This window comes from Jannaschia pagri, assembly GCF_019655435.1.
In the GTDB taxonomy this organism is placed as follows: Bacteria; Pseudomonadota; Alphaproteobacteria; order Rhodobacterales; family Rhodobacteraceae; genus Jannaschia; species Jannaschia pagri.
The window spans coordinates 477,770-497,774 of the sequence record NZ_BPFH01000003.1; the positions used below are offsets into that span (position 1 = coordinate 477,770).

General features: G+C 62.5%; 22 protein-coding genes. 8 read left to right on the forward strand and 14 right to left on the reverse strand.

Going from position 1 to position 20,005, the window contains the following annotated elements; genetic code table 11:
• Positions 1-66: 66 nt before the first annotated feature.
• The 9 genes from K5R33_RS10375 to K5R33_RS10415 form a co-directional block, all read right to left on the reverse strand.
• A complete protein-coding gene (locus tag K5R33_RS10375; protein ID WP_220748952.1) occupies positions 67-408 on the reverse strand; it encodes a hypothetical protein in 342 nt (113 codons plus the stop codon).
• Complete coding sequence (flhB, locus tag K5R33_RS10380) at positions 405-1,484, reverse strand: flagellar type III secretion system protein FlhB (protein ID WP_220748953.1); 1,080 nt, start codon at positions 1,482-1,484, stop codon at positions 405-407. The genes K5R33_RS10375 and flhB overlap by 4 nt, the downstream gene beginning before the upstream one ends.
• Positions 1,481-2,236, reverse strand: a complete 756-nt coding sequence (locus K5R33_RS10385; protein ID WP_220748954.1) for a flagellar biosynthetic protein FliR — start codon at positions 2,234-2,236, stop codon at positions 1,481-1,483. The genes flhB and K5R33_RS10385 overlap by 4 nt, the downstream gene beginning before the upstream one ends.
• Complete coding sequence (locus K5R33_RS10390) at positions 2,233-4,290, reverse strand: flagellar biosynthesis protein FlhA (RefSeq protein ID WP_220748955.1); 2,058 nt, start codon at positions 4,288-4,290, stop codon at positions 2,233-2,235. Before K5R33_RS10390 ends, K5R33_RS10385 begins: the two co-directional genes overlap by 4 nt.
• 64 nt (positions 4,291-4,354) lie before the next feature.
• The gene (locus K5R33_RS10395) at positions 4,355-5,560 is read right to left on the reverse strand and encodes a hypothetical protein (protein ID WP_220748956.1); all 1,206 of its coding nucleotides are present in this window, start codon (positions 5,558-5,560) and stop codon (positions 4,355-4,357) included.
• Between the two features lie 671 nt (positions 5,561-6,231).
• Positions 6,232-7,095 (reverse strand): flagellar motor stator protein MotA, encoded by an 864-nt coding sequence (gene motA, locus K5R33_RS10400; protein WP_220748957.1) that lies wholly within the window; start codon positions 7,093-7,095, stop codon positions 6,232-6,234.
• Position 7,096: 1 nt separating this feature from the next.
• Positions 7,097-7,675 (reverse strand): MotE family protein, encoded by a 579-nt coding sequence (locus tag K5R33_RS10405; RefSeq protein ID WP_220748958.1) that lies wholly within the window; start codon positions 7,673-7,675, stop codon positions 7,097-7,099.
• On the reverse strand, positions 7,672-8,115 hold the full coding sequence (locus tag K5R33_RS10410; RefSeq protein WP_220748959.1) for a hypothetical protein: 444 nt from the start codon (positions 8,113-8,115) through the stop codon (positions 7,672-7,674). The genes K5R33_RS10405 and K5R33_RS10410 overlap by 4 nt, the downstream gene beginning before the upstream one ends.
• Complete coding sequence (locus K5R33_RS10415; protein ID WP_220748960.1) at positions 8,112-8,591, reverse strand: flagellar basal body-associated FliL family protein; 480 nt, start codon at positions 8,589-8,591, stop codon at positions 8,112-8,114. Before K5R33_RS10415 ends, K5R33_RS10410 begins: the two co-directional genes overlap by 4 nt.
• A 121-nt stretch (positions 8,592-8,712) precedes the next feature.
• On the opposite strand from K5R33_RS10415, the gene fliF reads away from it, so the two are divergent.
• From fliF to K5R33_RS10440, 5 genes are read left to right on the forward strand one after another with little or no spacing between them, the layout of a single operon-like run.
• Positions 8,713-10,389: a flagellar basal-body MS-ring/collar protein FliF gene (gene fliF, locus K5R33_RS10420; protein WP_220748961.1), complete on the forward strand. Its 1,677-nt coding sequence runs from the start codon at positions 8,713-8,715 to the stop codon at positions 10,387-10,389.
• Positions 10,386-10,973 carry a hypothetical protein gene (locus K5R33_RS10425; RefSeq protein WP_220748962.1) on the forward strand — a complete coding sequence of 196 codons (588 nt, stop codon included), beginning with the start codon at positions 10,386-10,388 and terminating at the stop codon, positions 10,971-10,973. Before fliF ends, K5R33_RS10425 begins: the two co-directional genes overlap by 4 nt.
• Positions 10,966-11,238 carry a FliM/FliN family flagellar motor switch protein gene (locus tag K5R33_RS10430; RefSeq protein ID WP_220748963.1) on the forward strand — a complete coding sequence of 91 codons (273 nt, stop codon included), beginning with the start codon at positions 10,966-10,968 and terminating at the stop codon, positions 11,236-11,238. Before K5R33_RS10425 ends, K5R33_RS10430 begins: the two co-directional genes overlap by 8 nt.
• Entirely contained in the window at positions 11,235-11,957 is a 723-nt protein-coding gene (gene fliP, locus K5R33_RS10435) for a flagellar type III secretion system pore protein FliP (RefSeq protein ID WP_220748964.1), read from the forward strand. The genes K5R33_RS10430 and fliP overlap by 4 nt, the downstream gene beginning before the upstream one ends.
• Before the next feature lie 13 nt (positions 11,958-11,970).
• A complete protein-coding gene (locus tag K5R33_RS10440; RefSeq protein WP_220748965.1) occupies positions 11,971-12,753 on the forward strand; it encodes a hypothetical protein in 783 nt (260 codons plus the stop codon).
• 218 nt (positions 12,754-12,971) lie between these two features.
• Here K5R33_RS10440 and ettA read toward each other — a convergent pair whose 3' ends face one another.
• The 4 genes from ettA to K5R33_RS10460 all read right to left on the reverse strand — a co-directional run bounded on the left by ettA (position 12,972) and on the right by K5R33_RS10460 (position 16,406).
• Positions 12,972-14,627 (reverse strand): energy-dependent translational throttle protein EttA, encoded by a 1,656-nt coding sequence (gene ettA, locus K5R33_RS10445; protein WP_220748966.1) that lies wholly within the window; start codon positions 14,625-14,627, stop codon positions 12,972-12,974.
• 97 nt (positions 14,628-14,724) lie between these two features.
• Entirely contained in the window at positions 14,725-15,006 is a 282-nt protein-coding gene (locus K5R33_RS10450) for a hypothetical protein (RefSeq protein ID WP_220748967.1), read from the reverse strand.
• 32 nt (positions 15,007-15,038) lie between these two features.
• The gene (locus tag K5R33_RS10455; RefSeq protein WP_255588441.1) at positions 15,039-15,716 is read right to left on the reverse strand and encodes a PspA/IM30 family protein; all 678 of its coding nucleotides are present in this window, start codon (positions 15,714-15,716) and stop codon (positions 15,039-15,041) included.
• An 81-nt stretch (positions 15,717-15,797) separates the two neighbouring features.
• A complete protein-coding gene (locus K5R33_RS10460) occupies positions 15,798-16,406 on the reverse strand; it encodes a TetR/AcrR family transcriptional regulator (protein WP_220748969.1) in 609 nt (202 codons plus the stop codon).
• 98 nt (positions 16,407-16,504) lie between these two features.
• Between K5R33_RS10460 and K5R33_RS10465 the strand changes: the two genes are divergently transcribed.
• On the forward strand, positions 16,505-17,104 hold the full coding sequence (locus tag K5R33_RS10465; RefSeq protein WP_220748970.1) for a nicotinate-nucleotide adenylyltransferase: 600 nt from the start codon (positions 16,505-16,507) through the stop codon (positions 17,102-17,104).
• Here K5R33_RS10465 and K5R33_RS10470 read toward each other — a convergent pair.
• Positions 17,101-17,943 (reverse strand): DMT family transporter, encoded by an 843-nt coding sequence (locus K5R33_RS10470; RefSeq protein ID WP_255576308.1) that lies wholly within the window; start codon positions 17,941-17,943, stop codon positions 17,101-17,103. The two genes, K5R33_RS10465 and K5R33_RS10470, sit on opposite strands and share 4 nt — an antisense overlap.
• Before the next feature lie 103 nt (positions 17,944-18,046).
• On the opposite strand from K5R33_RS10470, the gene dacB reads away from it, so the two are divergent.
• Both dacB and K5R33_RS10480 read left to right on the forward strand, forming a co-directional pair.
• Positions 18,047-19,501, forward strand: coding sequence for a D-alanyl-D-alanine carboxypeptidase/D-alanyl-D-alanine endopeptidase (gene dacB, locus K5R33_RS10475; RefSeq protein ID WP_220748971.1), 1,455 nt, complete (start codon positions 18,047-18,049; stop codon positions 19,499-19,501).
• Positions 19,498-19,968 (forward strand): tRNA (cytidine(34)-2'-O)-methyltransferase, encoded by a 471-nt coding sequence (locus K5R33_RS10480; RefSeq protein ID WP_220748972.1) that lies wholly within the window; start codon positions 19,498-19,500, stop codon positions 19,966-19,968. Before dacB ends, K5R33_RS10480 begins: the two co-directional genes overlap by 4 nt.
• Positions 19,969-20,005 lie beyond the last annotated feature (37 nt).

The following is a 20,005-nucleotide window of genomic DNA, read 5'->3' on the forward strand; positions in this document are numbered from 1 at the left end:
ACGCTCGATGGATTGTGAGAGGCAGGCGTAAGCCAACGCGCGCCTCTCCTCCACGAAGCGTCATACCTATGCTCGCCGTCGCCTGTTCTGGGTCGCCATTAGTCGTTCAATGACCTTGGCCCGGGCCGTATCGCGGGCATGGGCTTCGCGATAGGGTTGCGCTGCGGCCTGCGCCTGGGCCAGCTGGAGTGTGAGGCGCGACAGTTGATCGGCTCTCCACAGGTCATGTTTTTCCTGCACCATCAACTGAGAGATGTCAGCGGTTTCGCAACTGGCGGTCTGTCGCAGCGGGGCGGCCTGCGCTTCGAGCGCTGAGACCACAGTCTGGCGCTTGGCCAGGTCGGCGGCCGACCGCAGAGCCCGCAGCTCGGCGAGCTTATGCAAGGCGCGAAGGTCTGCTTTGGTCATTTTGCTTTAGCCTTTTGCTGCATTTCTTGCGCGAAGCGGATTGCAGCGGCAACGGCGGCAAAGTGCTCCCGGTCGATGATGTCGCCCAGATCCACGCTTGCGTGCAGCGCCCGTGCCGTGGGCGGATCGCTAAAGATCGGCACGTCGTTGTCGGTCGCCACTTCGCGGATCTTGGCCGCAATTTCATCGACGCCTTTTGCCACGCAGACCGGCGGGGTCGGATCCATCGGAGACCACTTCAAAGCCACGGCATAGTGCGTCGGGTTGACGACAATGACGGCCGCATCAGGCACGTCCTGCAACATCTTGTTGGTGGCAAGCTCTTGGCCCCGCTGCCGACGGCGCGCCTTTAGGTGGGGATCGCCTTCGGATTGCTTTGTTTCATCGAGAACCTCCTGCCGGGTCATGCGGTGCTTGGCCAAGTGGCTGTGCCGCTGCCAAAGGTAATCGGCGGTCGCGATTGTTGCCGAAGCGATGATGACCGCCAAAAGAAACTGACCCAGCATATCCGGAATCAAGGTGACCACCTTGCGCGGTTCGAGCGCCGCGGAAACCACGATGTCGTCCAAGTTGGACGTGATGACGTAAGCCAACAGCGCAGAGTAGGTCGCCATCTTTGCCGCCGATTTCGCGAATTCGAACAATCCGTTGGCGCCGAACTTGTTCTTTGCGTTCGAGAGGATCGAAATCTTGGAGAGCCGTGGGCGGAGTTTGGACGGTGCGACCACGATCGCCTGCTGCGCAAAGAGCACGACGAGAACGAGCCCCGCCATTGGCCCCACCAGGAGTCCAGTGCTGCCGAGGGTCGCCCAGAGGACAACACCGCCGTAGCCGCTACCGCGATCGCGCAAGGCCTCCGCCATGCCATCGGCATCCTGCAACAAAGCGCCGCCCGCATTGATCAAGAGGTCCGTCGCTGGTCCTGCTGCAATCGCGAGGCAGAGAAACGCGCCGATGTAGGATGCGGCAACTGCCACGTCCTGGGATTTGACGATCTCACCCTTTTTCCGAGCCTCGCTCAGTTTTTGGGGTGTGGCCTCATGGGTCTTTTCGGCCCCGCTTTCCTCCTGGCTCACGGCACGCCTCCGGAAATTGGGTCGACCAGCAGCGCGACCATCGCCGTGTGCCAGGTCGACAGGATGACCGGCGCAGCAAGCATCAGGATGACGCCGGTCAGACCTGTGATCGCCGGCGCACCAACCAGAGCGACCATAAGCTGCGGCATCGCGCGGTTTATGACGCCGAGCGCCATGTTGTAGAGGATTGCCACCAACGCAAAGGGCGCCGCCAACGCGAAGGCGAGGGCAAACGCGTGGGACAGGCGACCAACACCCCAGCTTGCCACATCTGAGCCTGGCATAATCGCGCCAATGGGCAAGATATCATAGCTGCGCACCAGCAGGTCGATGACGTACAGGGGCAGGCCCGTCGCCATCAACAGGCAGAGACCCGCGAGGTTGAGCACATTTCCGATGGCGGAGGATGGTTCAGTCGTGCCGAAGAGCTGAGACAGGGACGTGAGCTGCGCCGCCATCATACCTGCCATCAAAAGCGCTTGGGCCAAGAAACGGAGTACGGCGCCAAATGCGAGGCCGATCAGCCCCTCTGTCAGGATCATTTGAAACGGAATGGTGGTTGGTGTTGTGACGGTCGGCGTTATGGCCACCGCAAGGCTGAACCCTGCAACCAGCCGCACGCGTGTCGGGATTAACCGATCCCCCAGGCCGGGCAGCAGAAGCATGATGCCACCGACCCGCAGAAAGACCGTTAAAAATGAGATGACGAGTGGCCCCGCCCCCTCCGTCAGCGCCAACAGCGCATCAATCATGCTGCGACGGACCCGACGATCGCGGGGACGGCTGCGCTGCCGATTTCTTCGTATGAGATGACCGGATTCGGCAGGCCCCGAGAGGATAAGACAGTCCGTACAAACCGTCGTCTTCGTGCCGACGTGACGACGGCCGCATGGGTTCCTTGCTCCGCCGCACGTCCGATGCCGGCGACCAGATTTTCGCCCAGCTTTTGGAAGAGATCAGGGGGCAGGGCGATATCGCGGCCCCCGCCCTGCCCGTCCATTTGGTGGCGCGCGAACATCTCTTCCCAACGCGGCTCCAACTGTAAAAGCGGGATCGTTCCATCGTCGCGCTTGAGCCCAGCGGTGATCTGCTCGGACAGCCGTTGGCGCACATGCTCCGCGACATCCTCTGGGGACAGACCTTGGTCGCGGCGCTCGGAAACTGCTTCCAAAATGACGGGGAGGTTTCGGACGGATACCCGCTCGGCCAAAAGGTGACGCAGGACAGCCAGCAGGAGTTCCTGTGGGACCTTTGACGGGATGAGTTCATCCAGGAGGCGGCGATTTGCGACGGATTTCTCCGGGGATGAAACCTTGGCGAAAGCGTCCAGAAGACGTTGGAGACCCTTGAGGCCCAGCAGGCGCGGAAAGTTTGATTTGATGATTTCCAGAAGATGCGTCGCCAAGACCTCGGTTGGCGTGACCGAGGTATGGCCGAGCATTGCGTCGGCCTCATCCGCGGGCACCCAGCGGGCCGGTGCGCCATAGACCGGTTCCTTCACGTCACGGCCTGGCAACACCGCCTGGGACCCGGCGCCGGTAAGTACGAGGAGGTGGTTCTTTTCCAAGCGGTCGCGCGCCATTTCAACGCCCTGTATGCGAATGACGTATGTGCCGGAAGGGAGCCCCGCATCATCAGTCATTCTGATTTCCGGAAGGATGATCCCGTAGCTTTCGGCAATATGATTGCGCAGCCCGCCGATCCGCCGTTCAAGGCCGTTGCTTGGATCCAGCGCAAGATCCACAAGGTCCAGCGCGAATTCCACGCGGATATCATCGAGGTCTAAGATGTCGCCAATTTCTCGCTCAGGTGGGGCTTGGTCGGCCTCATCCTCGACCATCGGCTCTGGCACTTCGGGTCGCATGCGCCAGACCGCCGTCGCCCCAAGGACCAATGCGCCGAGTATGAATGGGATGAAGGGCAATCCGGGCACGAAAGCAAAGACTGCCATGATCAAGGCCACGGTCGCCAAAGCCGCTGGATGCCGTCCAATCTGAGCAAAAATTGCCGTATCAATCGCGCCGCTGTTGCCTCCTTTGGCCAACAACAGGCCCGATGCGATTGAGATGATGACCGCTGGGATCTGCGACACCAACCCATCGCCAACGGTCAAGATCGCGTAGGTTTCGATTGCCTGCGACAGTGGCATGCCGTGCGCGATCATCCCCGCACTGAGCCCAACGACCAGATTCAGGATCGTGATCAGCAACCCGGCTATGGCGTCACCCTTCACGAATTTAGACGCCCCATCTAGCGATCCGAAGAAAGTCGTTTCGGACAGATCTAACTCGCGGCGGCGCTTGGCCTCTGCGTGGTCGATGGCGCCCGCCGCGACATCGCTGTCGATGGCCAATTGTTTGCCGGGCATTCCATCAAGAGCGAAGCGCGCACCCACCTCGGCCATGCGGGTGGCCCCCTTTGTGATGACCACAAAGTTTACGATCAACAGAACGCCGAACACCACAAGCCCAAGCGCGACGCTGCCTCCCATCACGAAGTTCGCAAAGCCTTCGATGACATGACCTGCCGCGTCGGTCCCCGTATGTCCTTCGCCGATGATAAGCTTTGTCGACGACACGTTGAGTGACAGCCGAAGCATAAGCGAGGCCAGAAGGATCGTTGGGAAAGCCGAAAAATCCAGCGGGCGTTCAATGAACAGTGTTGTCGTAAAGATAAGGATCGCGATGGCGAAGGACGCTGATAGGCCAATGTCCAGAACCCAGGATGGCATTGGCAGGATCATCATGAGAATGATCGACATAAGTGCCAAGGTCATCAGAACGGTTGGCTGAAACAACGATCTCATCGAAACCCTCAAACGAACGTGTAGGCTGTCTCTGTAGGGCTACGCTGTTTGGGTTAATGCGCCGTTACTGCTCCCGAATACTCTGGCCCTCGTTCAGCAAGGCGGAAATCACCGACGATACGCTTCGGCTGCTGTCCAAAAGGTATTCGGCGCGCGTGAAGTCGTCCGACGGCAGAGTGGTGTCGTTGCGTTCCACAACATATTGGGCTAGCAAGCTGCGCGGTGTTTGGCTTTCGGTTACTTCTTCTTCGGCAACCCGCGTGAAGTCCCGTTCTAACCAAGCCTGGTCTATGGACGTTAAAGGGTCCCCTTCGGCGGTCGCTGGATCCCGGGCCAGCACTGGACGCGCCGGTAGGCCTTCACCGGGCCGGATGGCTTCGTACTCGGCCGCAGCTTCCGTCAGACCAAAGGTGCGCATCAAACGGGCAACGTCGTCAATGACGGCCGCATTACTGGGAAGGCTTGGACGCAGCCGGACGGCGATTTCCAACGCGTCCTCCGGCGGTCTTTCGTCCAGAACCATGGCGAGCATTTCCGCCGCGCGATCAGGTGATTTATCAATGACGTCAATAGCTTCGTCTGTGTGGCCGGACAGCAGGAGACCTTGGGCCAAGGCATCGTCAAACTCGTCCTTCAGGGGGCCATCTGGAATGGATCGCCGCAGCGCCAGCGCATTGCCAAGAATCGTGCGTTGCGCATCCGATAGTGGAGCCGGGCTGTTCCGCAAGAGATCGAGTGTTGCCCGGATCGCCTGTTCATCGGTCCCGGCAGCAGTGATCTCCGCCGAGACCGCGCCTTCCGTTTGCTGACGGGCGGGCCTTGAGGTGAGGCGCGCCAGTGTCTCCTCCTTACCAAGGCGGACGAGACCGTCGCGCAAGCGGGGTTCTAGATCTCGTCTGCGGATGGGCGGTAGCCGATCTATGAAATGAACGAGTGCCTCTGCGTCTACGGCGTCCCAATCGATATCTCCGGGTCCGGAAATCAGTAGCAGGCTGGTTGTGGCGGGGCCACAGGCGGGATCGCCGAGTACCTGATCGTCGCCAAAGTTGGGAGAGGCATCCAGCGCAGTCGCCACGATCCGTCGAGGGATATCTTGGTCGGCTTCGAGTTGGTCCAAAATATGTAGGGCTTCGGTACCCCAGCCGAGAGACAGATACGTATCGACCAAGGTCTGGAGACCTTCGGGAGAACGGTTGCCAGCGCTATCCACAACGTTCACGCGATTTACCGGCAAGTCCGCCAGGGCGTTACTCGGGTCGCTGTTCAGCACCTCTGCTGCGCGCGCTTCAATCGCGCAAGCTGCAATCGAAAGACGGTCTTGCTCGGAAGTCGATGCCGTAAACGGGAGAAGTGACGGTCGTGTCTGGTCCTGGATCCTGATTTGGACGGGTGGGGAGGTCGCGCCGCTAGTGGCGGGGTTTTCTTGCTGCGTTTCGGCGGACGCTACAGAGGAAGATGTGACAGATAGGCCACGTGATAGGGTGGCCACTGGTGATAGTTTCAGCGGCAGGACGGTCGGTTCGGCTGCAGGCGTGAGCGAAGGCTGATCATCCGGTGCGTCAAGAGCGGCCGTCGGCGCAACGGTTGGGTCGTTGACGTCGATGACAATATGGCCCGATGGGATTTGAAACACGCGAACGTCGCAGTCACACGCAAGCGAAAGCTCCAATTCCCCGTCGCCCCCACGGATATCGCGTAGTCTTTGCCTCGGGATCCGATCGAACACCCCGCTTGTGTTGAACGCGACACGTGGTTCACCAAAGTCGATCAAGACCGTGTCGGTGTCAGATGTGACCGTCCAGGAAAGATCGGTGGGCGATGGAAAGACGAGGCGCGAGAACGAGGCGTGTTCACCGGATGTAACGACGCGCGTCGCCTGAGCCCACGCTGGATGGCTCAGGGCAACCGTCACACCGATGAGTATTGTTCCGATCCGTCTCATCATGCTGCTTTGCGGGCCTTCAGTGCTTCTTCGAGCTCCGCATATGTGGGACGCATGTGGGTCGGAGTGTTTTGGCGGCCCACCTCGATACAGATGTTCGTCGCGTGATTGTGCAGGTTCGCGACCAGAACCTCTTGGATGAGCGCGTAGAAATGTCCGTCCTGTTCACTGATAGATTTGAGGCGAACGGCAAATGGTCCGACGATGCCGTAGGCCAGAAACACGCCCAGGAACGTCCCGACGAGGGCGCCGCCAATCAGTTTCCCAAGGACTTCTGGTGGTTGGTCGATTGACCCCATAGTTTTGATGACGCCGAGCACCGCCGCGACAATTCCCAAGGCAGGAAGTGCGTCGGCCACCGATTGAAGTGCGTGGCTCGAATGCCCCGCATGGTGCTGATTTTCTTCTATGCGTTTGCTGAGAACTTCCTCGACTTGGTGGGGGTCATCGTAATTCATCGACATCGCGCGAAGCGTATCGCTGATCATGGCAATGGCTTCGCGATCCGTCAGAAGCTTTGGGTAATTGCTAAAAATGTCCGAGGAGTCCGGATCTTCGATGTGTTCTTCAAGGGCCACGGGGTTCTGCCGCCCAAGCCGGATCAACTCGAACAGGAGGCAGAGGAGATCCCGGTAGTCATCCGGTTTCCACTTCGGTCCCTTGAACACTTTGCCCACGTCCTTGAGCGTATGTTTTACCTCAGCCGCGCCATTGCTCAGCAGGAACGCGCCAACGGCGGCGCCGCCGATCATGGTCATTTCATAAGGGAGCGATTTCAAGATGATGCCCATCTTGCCACCTGCCAGCAGGTAGCCGCCAAAGACCATGACAAAGACGCAGATAATTCCAGCAATCCCAAGCATATCAACCTCCGGTAGCGGCGTTTGCGTTGCGTCCGGCCATAACAACACTAAGGGCGTAGGCCTTTTCCGGCGATAGGTTCGAGAAGATCGCCGCCGCCGCATCCGGTCGCATCCGCGCCAAGAAACCCGCAGCAAAGTTCGACTCCATTGTCTCGAACAAGACCGCGGCGTCCTTCGGTTTCATTCCCTCATAGACCTCGGTCAAGCGCGCCACATCGGTTTCCGAAGCCTCATTCGATTGGTACATGCGCGCGGCCAACCGTTCTTCTGCTTGGGTCAAGTCTTCGAGAGATCGGCGGATCTCTTGGGTTGCGATACGGGTGTCTTGCTCCCGTAGGGCGACACGCGCCTCCCGCGCGTCAAGCTCCGCATCACGGGCCGCGATTTGCCGGAGCAGGTTTGCGACTTCTTCCGACGGGGGGCACAGCAGGGCGGCCGTCTCTTGGAGGTTCTCGACCGGTGGCTCCGCCGGTTGCGCAGACAGGCTCGCGGAAATGACGCGGGCGAGTGCGGAAACCAGAAGAAGCGTGAACACTGCACCGAAAACCAGGCGCTTTCCTTGTGTGAGCAGAAAGTTCATCTCGTCATGTCTCCGGAAGGGGTCGCAACCATGGGATGGCTCCGGGTTGGGCGGAACTGTGGGATGGTGATCGTATCCTCTGCGGCATCTGCCGCGTCGGCAGCATCTGCCCGCATCACGAGGTCTGTTTCGATCTCTTCCAGCCCTGCCAAAAGGATCTCAATCCGACCGATCCTGTCATCTGCACGGTCGATTTGCGCGGCGAGTTGGTCCGCCGTCGGGTCGGGCGCCAAAGTTTCCTCGGTAGCGGGGCTGTTTCGCAGCGCTTCCACGTCTGCGCGCAGCGCGTCGACCGCCTGTGTCAGATGATCGATCTCAGCCGCTTGGGGCGCGGGCGAAGGCGGTGCCGCCAGCCGCTTCGACAAGACCCAACAATAGGTCGCCATACCGAGTGTTGCGATAACCAGAAGGCCGTCTGAAAGGAGCGCGAGATATGTCATGTCACTACGAAATCGATGATGAGCAGGTCAGAGACAGCGTCCGGGCCCGTCAAAAGATGCAGGCGACGCAAAAGCTGGGCGCGTATTCGAATGAGAGCAGCGGGGTCTTCCAATGTGTCCGGACCTAAAGCCCTGAGATAGGTCGAAAAAATATCTAGGATCCTTGGCTGGAGCGTCACCACATGGTCCGATCCATCATGGGGCACCTCTAAGAAAGCCCGGAATTTCAACTGCTTGATCGACCCCGGACCACCGACCGTCACAAGCATCGGTTCCAACTCCACAAACTTGGGACCGTCTTGCTCTGCTACAGGGTGCGGTGCCGGTTTGGCGGCAAATTGGTCGGCCACAAGTCCAGAGTACGTCGCATAAAAGCCGCCGCCGCCCAGGACCGCCGCAAGAATCACAACGATCAACCAGCCCTTCAGGCCCATCCCGGCCTTTTTTTCCTCAGTCTCTTCGGTGTCTTCGGCCATCTCGGCACTCCCGTTGTCTGAGATCTGTCCTAACCGATGGCTGGCTAACCAAATCTTAAAGGGAATCGGGAATTTTACCGGCGAGGCCCAGAACGGGCTGACCATTCCGGAGGATGGACATTTGGAGAGTTTCGCAGCCTATTGGCAGGCTCAGGACAAGCGTCGTTTGACGGTGTTGGCCGCCGCCACCTTGGTGACCTTTCTATCCATTTTCATGTTGACCCGCATCGCGACGGCCCCCCGGATGGAGCTGTTGTTTGCGCGCCTGGACCCAGCTGCCGCTGGTGAGGTTGTCGCCAGCCTGGAGGCCCGCGGCGTCACCCACGAGGTGCGCGGGGATGCGATCTACGTGTCAGGTGAGGAGCGCGATGCCCTGCGTCTGCAATTGGCGGGTGAGGGGCTGCCGCGCACAGATGGGGCCGGATACGAACTTCTGGATGGGCTCTCAGGCTTTGGCACCACGTCCCAGATGTTCGACGCTGCCTATTGGCGCGCCCGGGAAGGGGAGCTGACGCGTACCATTCTCGCCGCGAATGGTGTGAAAGCTGCGCGGGTTCATATTGCGACCGCAGATGCCTCGCCCTTCTCGCGGGAGCGGGAGGCCAGCGCGTCTGTCACCATTCAGATGGTCGCGGGCGCGGTGGGCGCTTCGCTTGCGCAGTCCGTTCAATCGCTTGTGGCTGGGGCGGTTCCAAACCTCGCGCCCGAAGCGGTCACGGTAATCGACTCCGCCAGCGGACGGGTCGTCGGCGGCGATCTCTATGGCGCAGAGCGCGAAGCGCGCGACAACCGCGTGGCTGAGATGCGCAATGCCGTTGAGAACCTTCTGGCCGCGCGCGTCGGTGAGGGCCGTTATGTCGTGGAACTGGCGGTCGAGACACGGTCAGACCGCGAAATCATCACCGAACGGGTCCTCGATCCTGAGAGTCGTGTGGTCATCTCCACCGATACCGAAGAACGCACCAGCAGCGAACGGGGGGCGGCAGGCGCTGGCGTCACGGTCGCCAGCAACCTCCCGGAGGGTGACGCGCCGGGCGGAGATAGCGAAGCCAACAATGCGGAAACGCGGGAGCGTGTGAACTACGATTTCTCCGCCATCGAACGGCAGGTTGAGCGCGGGCCAGGGAGTATTGAGCGGGTGACCGTCGCCGTGATGGTTGATGGCCTGCGCACAGCGGCCGAAGACGGAGCTGCCACCTGGGCGCCGCGCCCAGAGGAAGAATTGTCGACGATCCGGGAACTGGTCCAATCCGCAGTCGGATTCCGCGAAGACCGCGGCGACGTTGTCACGGTCCATTCCATGGAGTTCGAACTTCCGGCGGCACCGGATGCCGCACCTGCGTTGTCCTTGCCTTGGCTGACCGGTGGCCAGGCCACTCAACTTGGGACGGCGGCGCTCTTGGCACTGGTGGCCATAGCGGCCTTGGCGTTCTTCGTGCGTCCGACCTTGCGCGGCCTTCTCATGCCGCAGGCTTTGCCCGCCCCTTCTGAAGGGCTGGCGGGCGCCACGGCGCCCTTGGTCGGTGATGACAGATCGGATGTGCCTCCAGCGCCGCAACTCGCCTTGAACGGGCCTGACCCGGCCACCGCCGATGCTCCGGGTGAGGCGCCCGCCGCTTTGCCAGACCTGGGCGATCTGTCGAATTTGCCCGATCTCGGCGACGGCACCTTCGCAGAAGAAGACGCGCCGGCGGAGGATCCTGTCGAGCGGCTCCGCCAACTGATTTCCGAGCGGCGTGAAGAAACCATCGAAGTGCTGCGCGGTTGGATGGATGAGACACCGGAGGATGCCCGATGACCCGGATCATCCTAGAAGACTTTGGGCAAAGCGCGCGCCCGGCGCCCGTCCATGAAACCGTGACGCAGGACGTCCCAGATGCGGGCTTTGACGAAGCGTATAACGCGGGGTGGGACGATGCCATGGCCCAGGTCGATGCCGAACAGGGTCGCGTCTCAGAGAAGCTACGCGAACGGCTCCTCCTGTTGGAGCGGGATCAGCAAGCGGCGGTCGCCTCGGCGATCTCTGCCTTGGAGCCGTTGCTCCACGACGTTTTCGACAAGCTGTTGCCCCGCGCTGCGGAGCGATCATTTATCCCCCTGCTCCTAGAAGAGGTGGAGCAGGTGCTGGCGGATGGCGCGGGGCATCTGGTGATCCTCGTCGCCCCGGAGGAGGCCGCGTCGTTGGCACGCCTTCTTGAGCGCTCGGACCTGTCGCCCGACCAGGTCTCCGTCAAGTCCGAGCCCGCGCTCAGCCTGTCCCAAGCCCTCGTCAGATGGGACGATCAAGAGCGGCGCATTGATCTGGAGGCGGCCCTGTCTGCCCTGGACCAGGCGCTCGAAACCTTCCTCGCTTCCGTAGAAATGGATCCATCCGATGGTTGACCGTCCCGCCGATACCAAGAACGCCCTGTCCCGCGTTCCCGTCGAAATCACGATTTCCGTGGGCCGCGCACATCCCACGGTGTCCGAACTCCTGACCTTGAAGCGTGACGCCGTCTTGCCGCTGGATCGCAGCGTGGATGACCCGGTGGAACTCTATGCAGGCGACCGGCTCATTGCCCGGGGCCAATTGCAGGAGGTGGAGGGCGAAGAAGGTCGTCTGGCTGTGCGCCTGACGGAAGTGTCTGAGCCGGATTCAGTCGCGTGAGGCACACAAGGTGGCTGGTCGGGGCGCTTTTGGTCGGAGTGGCGCTCGCCGTTCCAGGCGCGGCCATAGCCCAGGATGTGTCGCTCAGTCTTGGGGATGGCGACTCGCTTTCGCTCCGGACGATGCAGCTCATCGCCCTGCTGACCGTGCTCAGCTTGGCGCCGGGGATTGCGATTACCGTCACATGCTTCCCGTTCATCGTGACGGTGTTGTCCATCCTGCGACAGGCCATCGGATTGCAGGCCTCTCCACCGAACATGTTGATCGTCAGCCTGGCGCTGTTCCTGACGTACTTCGTGATGGAGCCGGTCTTTGTGGCGGCATACCGCGACGGCCTCGCCCCGCTGGCCGAGGGGACTTTGGACCCGGAGGAGGCGTTTGTCGCGACGATGGAGCCGTTCCGAGCCTTCATGTCCGCCCGTGTCGATCCAGAGACCCTGGAGCATCTTCGCGCCCTCCGTCCGGGGGCCGAGGCCGACGCCCTATCCGTCCTGGTTCCGTCATTTCTGTTGAGCGAGATTAGCCGCGCCTTTCAGATCGGGTTTCTGGTGTTCATGCCGTTTTTGATTATCGACATGGTTGCCGCTGCGGTTCTCATGTCGATGGGCATGATGATGGTGCCCCCGGCTATCGTGTCCTTACCGTTTAAACTTGCGTTCTTCGTTGTGGTCGATGGCTGGGCCCTGGTGACCGGCGCCCTTGTCCGCAGTTATCTTTAGGGAGACACGTCATATGCTTCGTTTTCGCAGGTCGACGGCCACCAAACCCGAAGAGACCCCATCACCCGATGCCTCCCGTCCAGACACGCCAAAGGATCGGGCGCAGGCCCTCTTGGCCCTGCTGGGTGAAGACGGGAGCATCGATACTCAAGGGGGGGCTGCGCCGATGCCGCCGGAGCGGCTCCGCGAGTTGGCGCGTGATCTGATCGCTCAAGTGGAGGCGCGGTCGGGGGGAAGCGAGCCATCGGGGGACGAGGTGCGGGCCGCTCCGCCAGGGGCTGCCCCCAATCCGGAACCGCAAGAAGAAGACGGCACCTCTCCCGCGCATCCCCTCGGTACGCACCGCGTGTTTCGGTCCGATGCGCCGTTGGCGTTTTCCGAGGTGCTGGAACAAACCGCTCCGCCACCCGACCCTCAGCCAGTAGAGACGCCGACACAGCCTGCGGTGGAGCCGACGGATGACCACGTGTCGTTGCCGGAGGTTCTGTCCCCAACGCCGCAGCCCCAAGCGGATCAGCTTGCTCCAAGCTCGCCCCTGCTCAGCCAGGACGACGTGATGCGATTGGTTGACGGCGGAATCGATCGCCAGGCGGTCTCCCAAGAACATTCGCACATCATTGCGCTGTCCTTGCGAAACCTCCCTCCGCTGGATCAAGCCGCCGCGTTGCGGGCTTTGCCGCGCGGAATGGTGCGGGCGGTCCATCGGGCCATGCGATTGATCGAAGCGATGGCGGATGCCGGTCCTGGAGCGGTGTCGTCGCACGACGAAGACGCCTCGCCCGCCCCAAACCTGTAGCTGAACGCGGGCCAAAGACCTGATGTTTCAGGGTCGAAGGCCGTGTTTCGACCAAACCGCCTGGCGATGGTAACCTGTCTCACCATTGGTCAAACGACCGACCCTACTGAGGACGTCAATCGACGACCGTGCGATCAGAGTGACTGGGTCGGGCGGTAACCGGACCGTCGCTGTCAGGCGGACGGTCCAGGTCTTCGTTGGGAGTCGATGCCGGGGCGCTACCGGGTGAACTTCTTATACTTCACGCGGGTCGGCTCCAGGGCATCTGGGCCGAGCCGACGCGCCTTGTCCTCTTCATAGGCTTCGAAATTGCCCTCGAACCATTCCACGTGGCTCCCGCCTTCGAAGGCGAGGATATGCGTGCACAGCCGGTCCAGGAAGAAGCGGTCGTGGCTGATGACCACGGCACAGCCAGCGAAATCCGCGATGGCGTCCTCCAGGGCGCGCAGGGTTTCCACATCGAGGTCGTTCGTCGGCTCGTCCAGCAGCAGGACGTTTCCGCCATCCTTCAGCAGGCGCGCCATGTGGACACGGTTCCGCTCCCCGCCCGACAGCAGGCCGACCTTCTTTTGCTGGTCGCCACCTTTAAAATTGAACGACCCACAGTAAGCGCGGGAGTTGACCTCCGCATCGCCCAGCTTGATCAGTTCAGCCCCGCCCGAAATGGCCTCCCAAACGGTTTCATTGGCGTCCAGGTCGTCGCGCGACTGGTCCACGTACGACAGTTTGACGGTATCGCCGTATTCGACGGTGCCGGTGTCGGGCTGCTCTTGCCCGGTCAACATGCGGAACAGCGTCGATTTCCCCGCGCCGTTGGGGCCAATGACGCCGACGATGCCGCCGGGGGGCAAGGCAAAGGACAGATCGTCGATCAACAACCGGTCGCCGTAGGCCTTGCTGAGACCGTTGACCTCAATGACCTTAGCACCCAACCGCGGCCCGTTGGGGATGACAATCTGGGCGCGACCAACTTTGTCACGCTCCGACTGTCCGGCCATTTCCTCATAGGCTTTGATCCGGGCCTTCGACTTTGCCTGTCGCGCCTTGGCGCCAGACCGGATCCATTCCAGTTCCCGCTCCAGCGTCTTCGACCGGGATTTGTCGTCCTTGGCCTCCTGCTCCAATCGTTTGGCCTTTTGCTCCAACCAGGCGGAGTAGTTGCCCTCGTAGGGGATGCCGCGGCCGCGGTCCAACTCCAGGATCCAACCGGTGATGTCGTCCAGAAAGTACCGGTCGTGGGTGACGATGAGGCAGGTGCCTTTGTAGTCGATCAGGTGCCGCTGCAACCAAGCGATGGTCTCGGCGTCCAGGTGGTTGGTCGGCTCGTCCAACAGCAGCATGTCGGGCGCTTCGAGCAGCAGTTTGCAGAGCGCGACGCGCCGACGCTCCCCGCCCGACAGGTTGGCGGGGTTCGCATCGTCGGGTGGGCAGCGTAGCGCTTCCAGCGAGACGTCGATCTGTGCGTCCAGATCCCAGAGGTTCTGACTGTCGATCTCGTCCTGGAGTTTGGCCATCTCCTCGGCGGTCTCGTCCGAGTAGTTCATGGCCAGCTCGTTGTAGCGGTCCAGGATCGCTTTCTTTTCGGCCACGCCCAGCATGACGTTTTCGCGGACGGTGAGGCTGTCGTCCAGCACCGGCTCCTGCGGAAGGTATCCGACCTTCGCGCCTTCGGCGGCCCAGGCTTCGCCCTGAAAATCTGGGTCTTGCCCGGCCATGATCTTCATCAGCGTGGATTTACCGGTGCCGTTGACGCCCACGACGCCGATTTTGACGCCGGGCAGGAACGATAGGCGGATGTTTTCGAACACCTTTTTGCCGCCGGGATAGGTCTTGGACACGCCGTCCATGTGATAGACGTATTGATAGGCTGCCATGGAGTCCTCCGCACGCTGTCGAAGCTGTCCCATACCGCGAAGGCGGCAGCCGGGGAAGGGGCAGAATGGCCGATGCCGTCCTGCCCCTCGGGTGCGGTCACGCGGCCTTGTCGGTGCCCACGTATTCCTCCAACAGGCGCTCGTTGCGGGCCTCTTCGATCTTGGTGATGCGGTCGCCAGACAGGCGGGCGTCAAAACGGTATTTGACGAAATTCACCAGGCTGAGCGTCAAGAGCAGGATGCCAATCGCCCAGAACCCTTTGGTGGCCAGGGGAACTTCGGTCGACAGCCAGAGCGAAAGGCCGAGCAGGCCATAGGCGGCGACGACGCCAGCAAAGTTGAAGGCGGTGATCAGGCGGGAGTCTTCGGTGCGGTCCATGGGATGTGTCCTCGTGTGTGTTTGGGCTGGGGTTAGTTTTGGGTTTTGAGGCGCGCCAAGACGTCGGCGGCGCGGGTGCGGGTCGGGGGGCCGTAGCCGCCATCGGCCAGACGTTCTGGCAGGGCGACATCGTTCAGGTCGCGGTCGATGTCCGACAGGATGTCAGCCTCTTCGCCGGGGTCGTCCCGCGACAGGACGCGGTCGATCAGATCCTGCGCTTCGGCGGCGGGGCTTTGGCCGAGGTTGGTGCTGCGCAAACGTGTTTGCAGGTCTTGTTCGCGGCGCAATGCCCGCGCCGCCGTTGCCCCTTGGCGCAGGTCGAAGAGGCGCCTGTGGGCTGTCTCGACCGTGCCGCGCAGGCGGATCACCCGGGCTTCGAGGCGGGCGAGCGTTTCTTGGCGCTGGTTGGCCTCATCCTCTTGCCGGGCGATGGCCTCGGCGGCCTCCGCCGCCAGATCGTCGCGCCCATCGGCCAGGGCTTGGCGGGCCCGCTCGGTCAGATCGGCGGTGCGGGCGGTCAGCGCGTCCAACTGGCGCCGTTCCGCGCGCTCCCGCTGGATCAGGCTGGCCAGGCCCGCCTTGGCCGTCCGGAGGGCGGTGTCCGCCTCTCGGATCTTCTGGTCGATCAGTTCGATGGCGTAGCGGTCGCGCGTCGCCTCCTCTGCCCGGGCGGAGGCGCCACGTAGGAGGGTTGAAAGGGTCTGTAACACGTCGATGTCTCCGTGAACGTTGTTCATGAAGACTGTATGGCTTAACCTTGAACGGCGTTCAAGAATAAAACTGAACGACGTTCAAATGACGCTACGTCGCGTCGTTGAGGTGATGATAAAACGGATCATATCCGGCAAGCGGTCCTCTTCCACTGCCGAGATCCGCCGCTCTAGCCCCAGCAGGGTGATCCCATGCACCGACGAAAAGAGCGCGCGGGTCCGAACGCGGACTTCGCTGGGGCTTAGGTCTGGAAAGACCTCCACGAGAGGGGCGTCGATAATGGAGAGCAGTTGATCCAATGCGGACAGGTACCAGTCCGGGACCTCCGTATCGCGGCTCATCTCGACATCGAAGAGCGCGCGCCACAGCAATGGGTTTTCGGCGGCAAAGCCCAGATAGGCTTCGGACATGGCAATCAGCCGCTCGGTCGGATCGGCGTTTTCGGCCGGGGCGACTGCCTCGACGACATGGGCCCCCAGCCTGCGAAAGGTCTCTCCGTTAACGGCCAGAACGAGGTCGCCCAAATCGCCGAACACATTGTATATGGCGCCCACGGAGCATCCAGCCTCTGCCGCAAGCGCGCGGGCCTTGAGCGCCGCGCTCCCGTCTTGGGCGATGCGGCGCGTGGCGAGCTCGATGAGCGTATCGCGCAGGGCGGCGCGGCGGTCGGTCGTGGTGGCGCGGGCCATGGAATCCTCCTGAACGGAGTTCACGGATAGGGCGGTCGCGGGCCAAGGTCCAGCCAGGGGGTTGCGCCCACGGGGTGGCTGCGCAAAGGCTTCGCGCTGTGCGAGAGGGGTTTCCATATGCGGTGCCAGGTATGGTCGTGGGCCTGTTGGGCGGGTCGTTCGATCCCGCCCATGGGGGTCACGTGCATATCACGCGAGAGGCTCTGCGCCGGTTTGGCCTTGACCGCGTGTGGTGGTTGGTCAGTCCCGGAAATCCGCTCAAGACACGGGGCCCCGCACCGCTTGATCGCCGCTTAGACCATGCCCGCCAGATCATGCAGCACCCGCGCGTGACCGTGACCGATATCGAGACACGACTGGGCACCCGATACACCGCCCAGACCATCGCGCGCTTGCAACGGTTCTACCCGGGTGTGCGGTTCGTCTGGCTCATGGGGGCCGACAACCTGGCGCAGTTCCACCTGTGGGAGGATTGGCGCAGCATCATCGGTGCCGTGCCCATAGGTGTCTTGGCGCGACCCGGTGATAGGATTGCGGCGCGCACCTCCCGCGCGGCGACCATCTATCGCGATGCGCGCGTCCCGGCCCTGGGCGCCCAGCGACTGGGTCGCATGCCGGCGCCGGCTTGGGCGTTTGTAAATGTGCCCATGCACGGGGCCTCGTCATCGGCGATCCGCGCGGGTGGCGGCTGGTCCTAGCGCCGCAGCAGGACCGTCCCGACACCCGCCGAGATCAGAACGGCCAGACCGATCAAAGCCACGGCATTGGGGAAGGTGCCAAACACTGTCCAGCCAAGCGCCGCCGCGGACAGCAATTGAAAGTACACGAACGGCGCCAGAACGGTCGCATCGCTGCGCCGGTACGCCACGATGAGCAGCAGGTTCCCAGAGGCCGAAGCCACACCGGAAAACAACAGAAGGCCGCTCACTGTGACATCAAAGGTCGGGATCTCCGTCACGCCCAGAGGCGCCAGGAGGACCGTGCCCAGGACCGTCTGGGTGAGCATCAGCTGCCGGGGCGGCGCGATATCCGACAACCAGCGCGAGGCGGTCAGGTAGGCGCCGTAAAACAAGCCCGCTGCCACGGCGAAGAGGATATTGACGCTCATCCCGGCGCCCGGTTGCACGACCAACAGCACACCGCAAAAGCCCAAAGCCAGCAGGACGGACTGGAGAGGCGTGACCCGTTCTCCCAGCAGGACAATCGACAGGATGTAGCTGAAGATCGGGCCGATGAAGAACGCGCCGAACACAGTGGCCAGGTCTTCGGTCTGCAGGGCGGTGAGAATGCAGGCGATGCCCGCTGCGATCAGCGCCGCGCGCCCCCAGACGCGCCAGTCCCGATAAAGATGCCACTGAACCCGTCCGCCGACGATCACAAAAATCATCGCTGCCCCGACCGCAAAGCGGCTGAAGGCCACAAAGAACGGGGTGACGCCGTGCTCGGTGGTCAGCAATTTGCCCGCTGTGTCCCCCATGGGGATCAGCGACATGGCCAGGAACATCAGCCCGACAGATCCAAGGAGAGTCCGATTCATGGCGCGGCGCTATCACCCCGCACGCCAAAGGCCCAGAGCGGGGTTCACATCCTTTGGTCTTGGGGGCATCAAGTCCACACTGGTTGCGGAGGATGACTGAGTGATGAAGCGGCGTTCCTTTTTGACGGCTACCTTGGCGACGGCTGCCTTGCCCGCCTGCGCCAATGCGCCGGAGCGGTCCGGGCGCCCGACGGGAAAGCCAGCGGACGCCCTTGCGCGATCGGCCCCGGCGGCGGATCGTTTGGTGGCCGAGGCGGGTCTGGGCGGCAAGGTCGGCTTCGTCCTCGCCGATGCGCGCAGCGGCCGCATTTTGGAGACCTATAATCCCGTCCGGCCCCTGCCACCTGCCTCCGTGGCCAAGGCGGTGACCGCGCTCTACGCCCTTGAAACGCTCGGCCCCTCGCACCGCTTTTCGACCCGTTTGATCGCGACCGGTCCGGTGTCCAATGGCCGTGTGAACGGGGATCTGGTGCTGGTGGGCGGCGGTGACCCGGCCTTGGATACGGATGGGTTGCACGATCTGGCGACCCAAGCGCGGGCCGCAGGCATCCGGGAGATTTCGGGCCGGTTTCTCGTGGCCGATGGGGCCTTGCCAAGGATCGACCGGATCGACCGGACCCAACCGGAACACGTGGGCTACAACCCCTCCGTCGGGGGGCTGAACCTGAACTTCAATCGGGTGCATTTCGGGTGGCGGCGGGCTGGGTCCTCTTATGCCATCGAAATGGATGCCCGCACGGATCGCTTTCGTCCTGCGGTCAACACGGCGCGGATGCGCATCGCGGATCGCTCCCTGCCGGTCTACACCTACCAACGTCAGGGAGAACTCGACAGTTGGACGGTGGCGCGCTCCCAACTCGGCGGGTCTGGGGCCCGGTGGCTGCCGGTGCGGAACCCGGCGCTCTATGCCGGGGACGTGATGCGCACCATGCTGCGCGCGAACGGCATCGTGGTGCCCGCCGCCCAGCGGACCAACAGCGCGCCAGCGGGGACCGAGATCGCGCGCGTCGAAAGCGCCGACCTGAACCGCGTCGCGCGCAACATGCTGCGCTTCTCCACCAACCTGACGGCAGAGGTTCTGGGCCTGTCCGCGACCCGCGCGCGGGGCCAAGCGCCGAGCGGGTTGGGGGCCTCGGCTGATATCATGTCCGCGTGGCTGCAAGACCGGACAGGCGCCCGTCGCGCCGATTTCGACGACCACTCCGGTCTGAACGGGACCACTCGGATCAGTGCGTCGGACATGGTCACCTCGCTCACTGCGCGGGGCGCGGCTCAGCGTTTGCGTCCAATCATGAAAGAGCTGACTATTGAAGGCGACGTGAACATCCCGGTGCAATGCAAGACAGGCACGCTGAATTTCGTCTCTGGCCTTGCGGGATACTTCAAAGCCAGGGGCGGGCGAGAGCTGGCCTTCGCAACCTTTTGTGCGGACGTGGAGCGCCGCAATCGTCTGTCGGTGTCCGAGCGGGACCGGCCCGAAGGCGGGCGCGCTTGGGGTCGGCGGGCGCGCAGTCTGCAATTCGATCTGATCGAGCGGTGGGAACGGGTCCACACGTGACCGCCCAGCGTCCGGCCATTGTGCTGTTCCAGCCCGAGATCCCCGGCAACACCGGCACAATCGGGCGCACCTGCGTGGCCCTGGACATCGATCTGTGCCTGATCCGACCCTACGGGTTTGCCTTGACCGACAAAACGGTGCGCCGGGCCGGGCTGGACTATTGGCAGCATGTGTCGCTGTTTGAATACGACGATTGGGACGACTTCTTGGCCAAGCGCGCGCCACGCCCCGATGCGATCTTCCTTCTAGAGGAGTTCGGAGGCCGCACCGTCTATGAGCCGGACTATCCGCCCGACGTGCATCTGGTGTTTGGGCGGGAGACCTCTGGCCTGCCACCCGAGGTCCTGGCGGGGCGGGAGGGGAACACACTGCGCCTGCCCATGCGCTCCCGCCACATCCGGTCCCTGAACCTGGCCAATGCCGCGACCGCCGTGGCCTATCAAGCGTTGCGCGTCGCTCTGTCATAGGCGGCCCGACTCGACACAAAGGACCCGTCGCCTACAA

Bases quoted from the DNA above. Each gene is read 5' to 3' on its own strand.
- K5R33_RS10470 (WP_255576308.1), bottom strand. From the start codon at position 17,943: ATGAATCGGACTCTCCTTGGATCTGTCGGGCTGATGTTCCTGGCCATG.
- K5R33_RS10385 (WP_220748954.1), bottom strand. From the start codon at position 2,236: ATGATTGATGCGCTGTTGGCGCTGACGGAGGGGGCGGGGCCACTCGTC.
- K5R33_RS10410 (WP_220748959.1), bottom strand. From the start codon at position 8,115: ATGACATATCTCGCGCTCCTTTCAGACGGCCTTCTGGTTATCGCAACA.
- K5R33_RS10415 (WP_220748960.1), bottom strand. From the start codon at position 8,591: ATGGCCGAAGACACCGAAGAGACTGAGGAAAAAAAGGCCGGGATGGGC.
- motA (WP_220748957.1), bottom strand. From the start codon at position 7,095: ATGCTTGGGATTGCTGGAATTATCTGCGTCTTTGTCATGGTCTTTGGC.
- K5R33_RS10460 (WP_220748969.1), bottom strand. From the start codon at position 16,406: ATGGCCCGCGCCACCACGACCGACCGCCGCGCCGCCCTGCGCGATACG.
- K5R33_RS10450 (WP_220748967.1), bottom strand. From the start codon at position 15,006: ATGGACCGCACCGAAGACTCCCGCCTGATCACCGCCTTCAACTTTGCT.
- ettA (WP_220748966.1), bottom strand. From the start codon at position 14,627: ATGGCAGCCTATCAATACGTCTATCACATGGACGGCGTGTCCAAGACC.
- K5R33_RS10390 (WP_220748955.1), bottom strand. From the start codon at position 4,290: ATGAGATCGTTGTTTCAGCCAACCGTTCTGATGACCTTGGCACTTATG.
- K5R33_RS10375 (WP_220748952.1), bottom strand. From the start codon at position 408: ATGACCAAAGCAGACCTTCGCGCCTTGCATAAGCTCGCCGAGCTGCGG.
- K5R33_RS10425 (WP_220748962.1), top strand. From the start codon at position 10,386: ATGACCCGGATCATCCTAGAAGACTTTGGGCAAAGCGCGCGCCCGGCG.
- K5R33_RS10430 (WP_220748963.1), top strand. From the start codon at position 10,966: ATGGTTGACCGTCCCGCCGATACCAAGAACGCCCTGTCCCGCGTTCCC.
- dacB (WP_220748971.1), top strand. From the start codon at position 18,047: ATGAAGCGGCGTTCCTTTTTGACGGCTACCTTGGCGACGGCTGCCTTG.
- K5R33_RS10405 (WP_220748958.1), bottom strand. From the start codon at position 7,675: ATGAACTTTCTGCTCACACAAGGAAAGCGCCTGGTTTTCGGTGCAGTG.
- K5R33_RS10440 (WP_220748965.1), top strand. From the start codon at position 11,971: ATGCTTCGTTTTCGCAGGTCGACGGCCACCAAACCCGAAGAGACCCCA.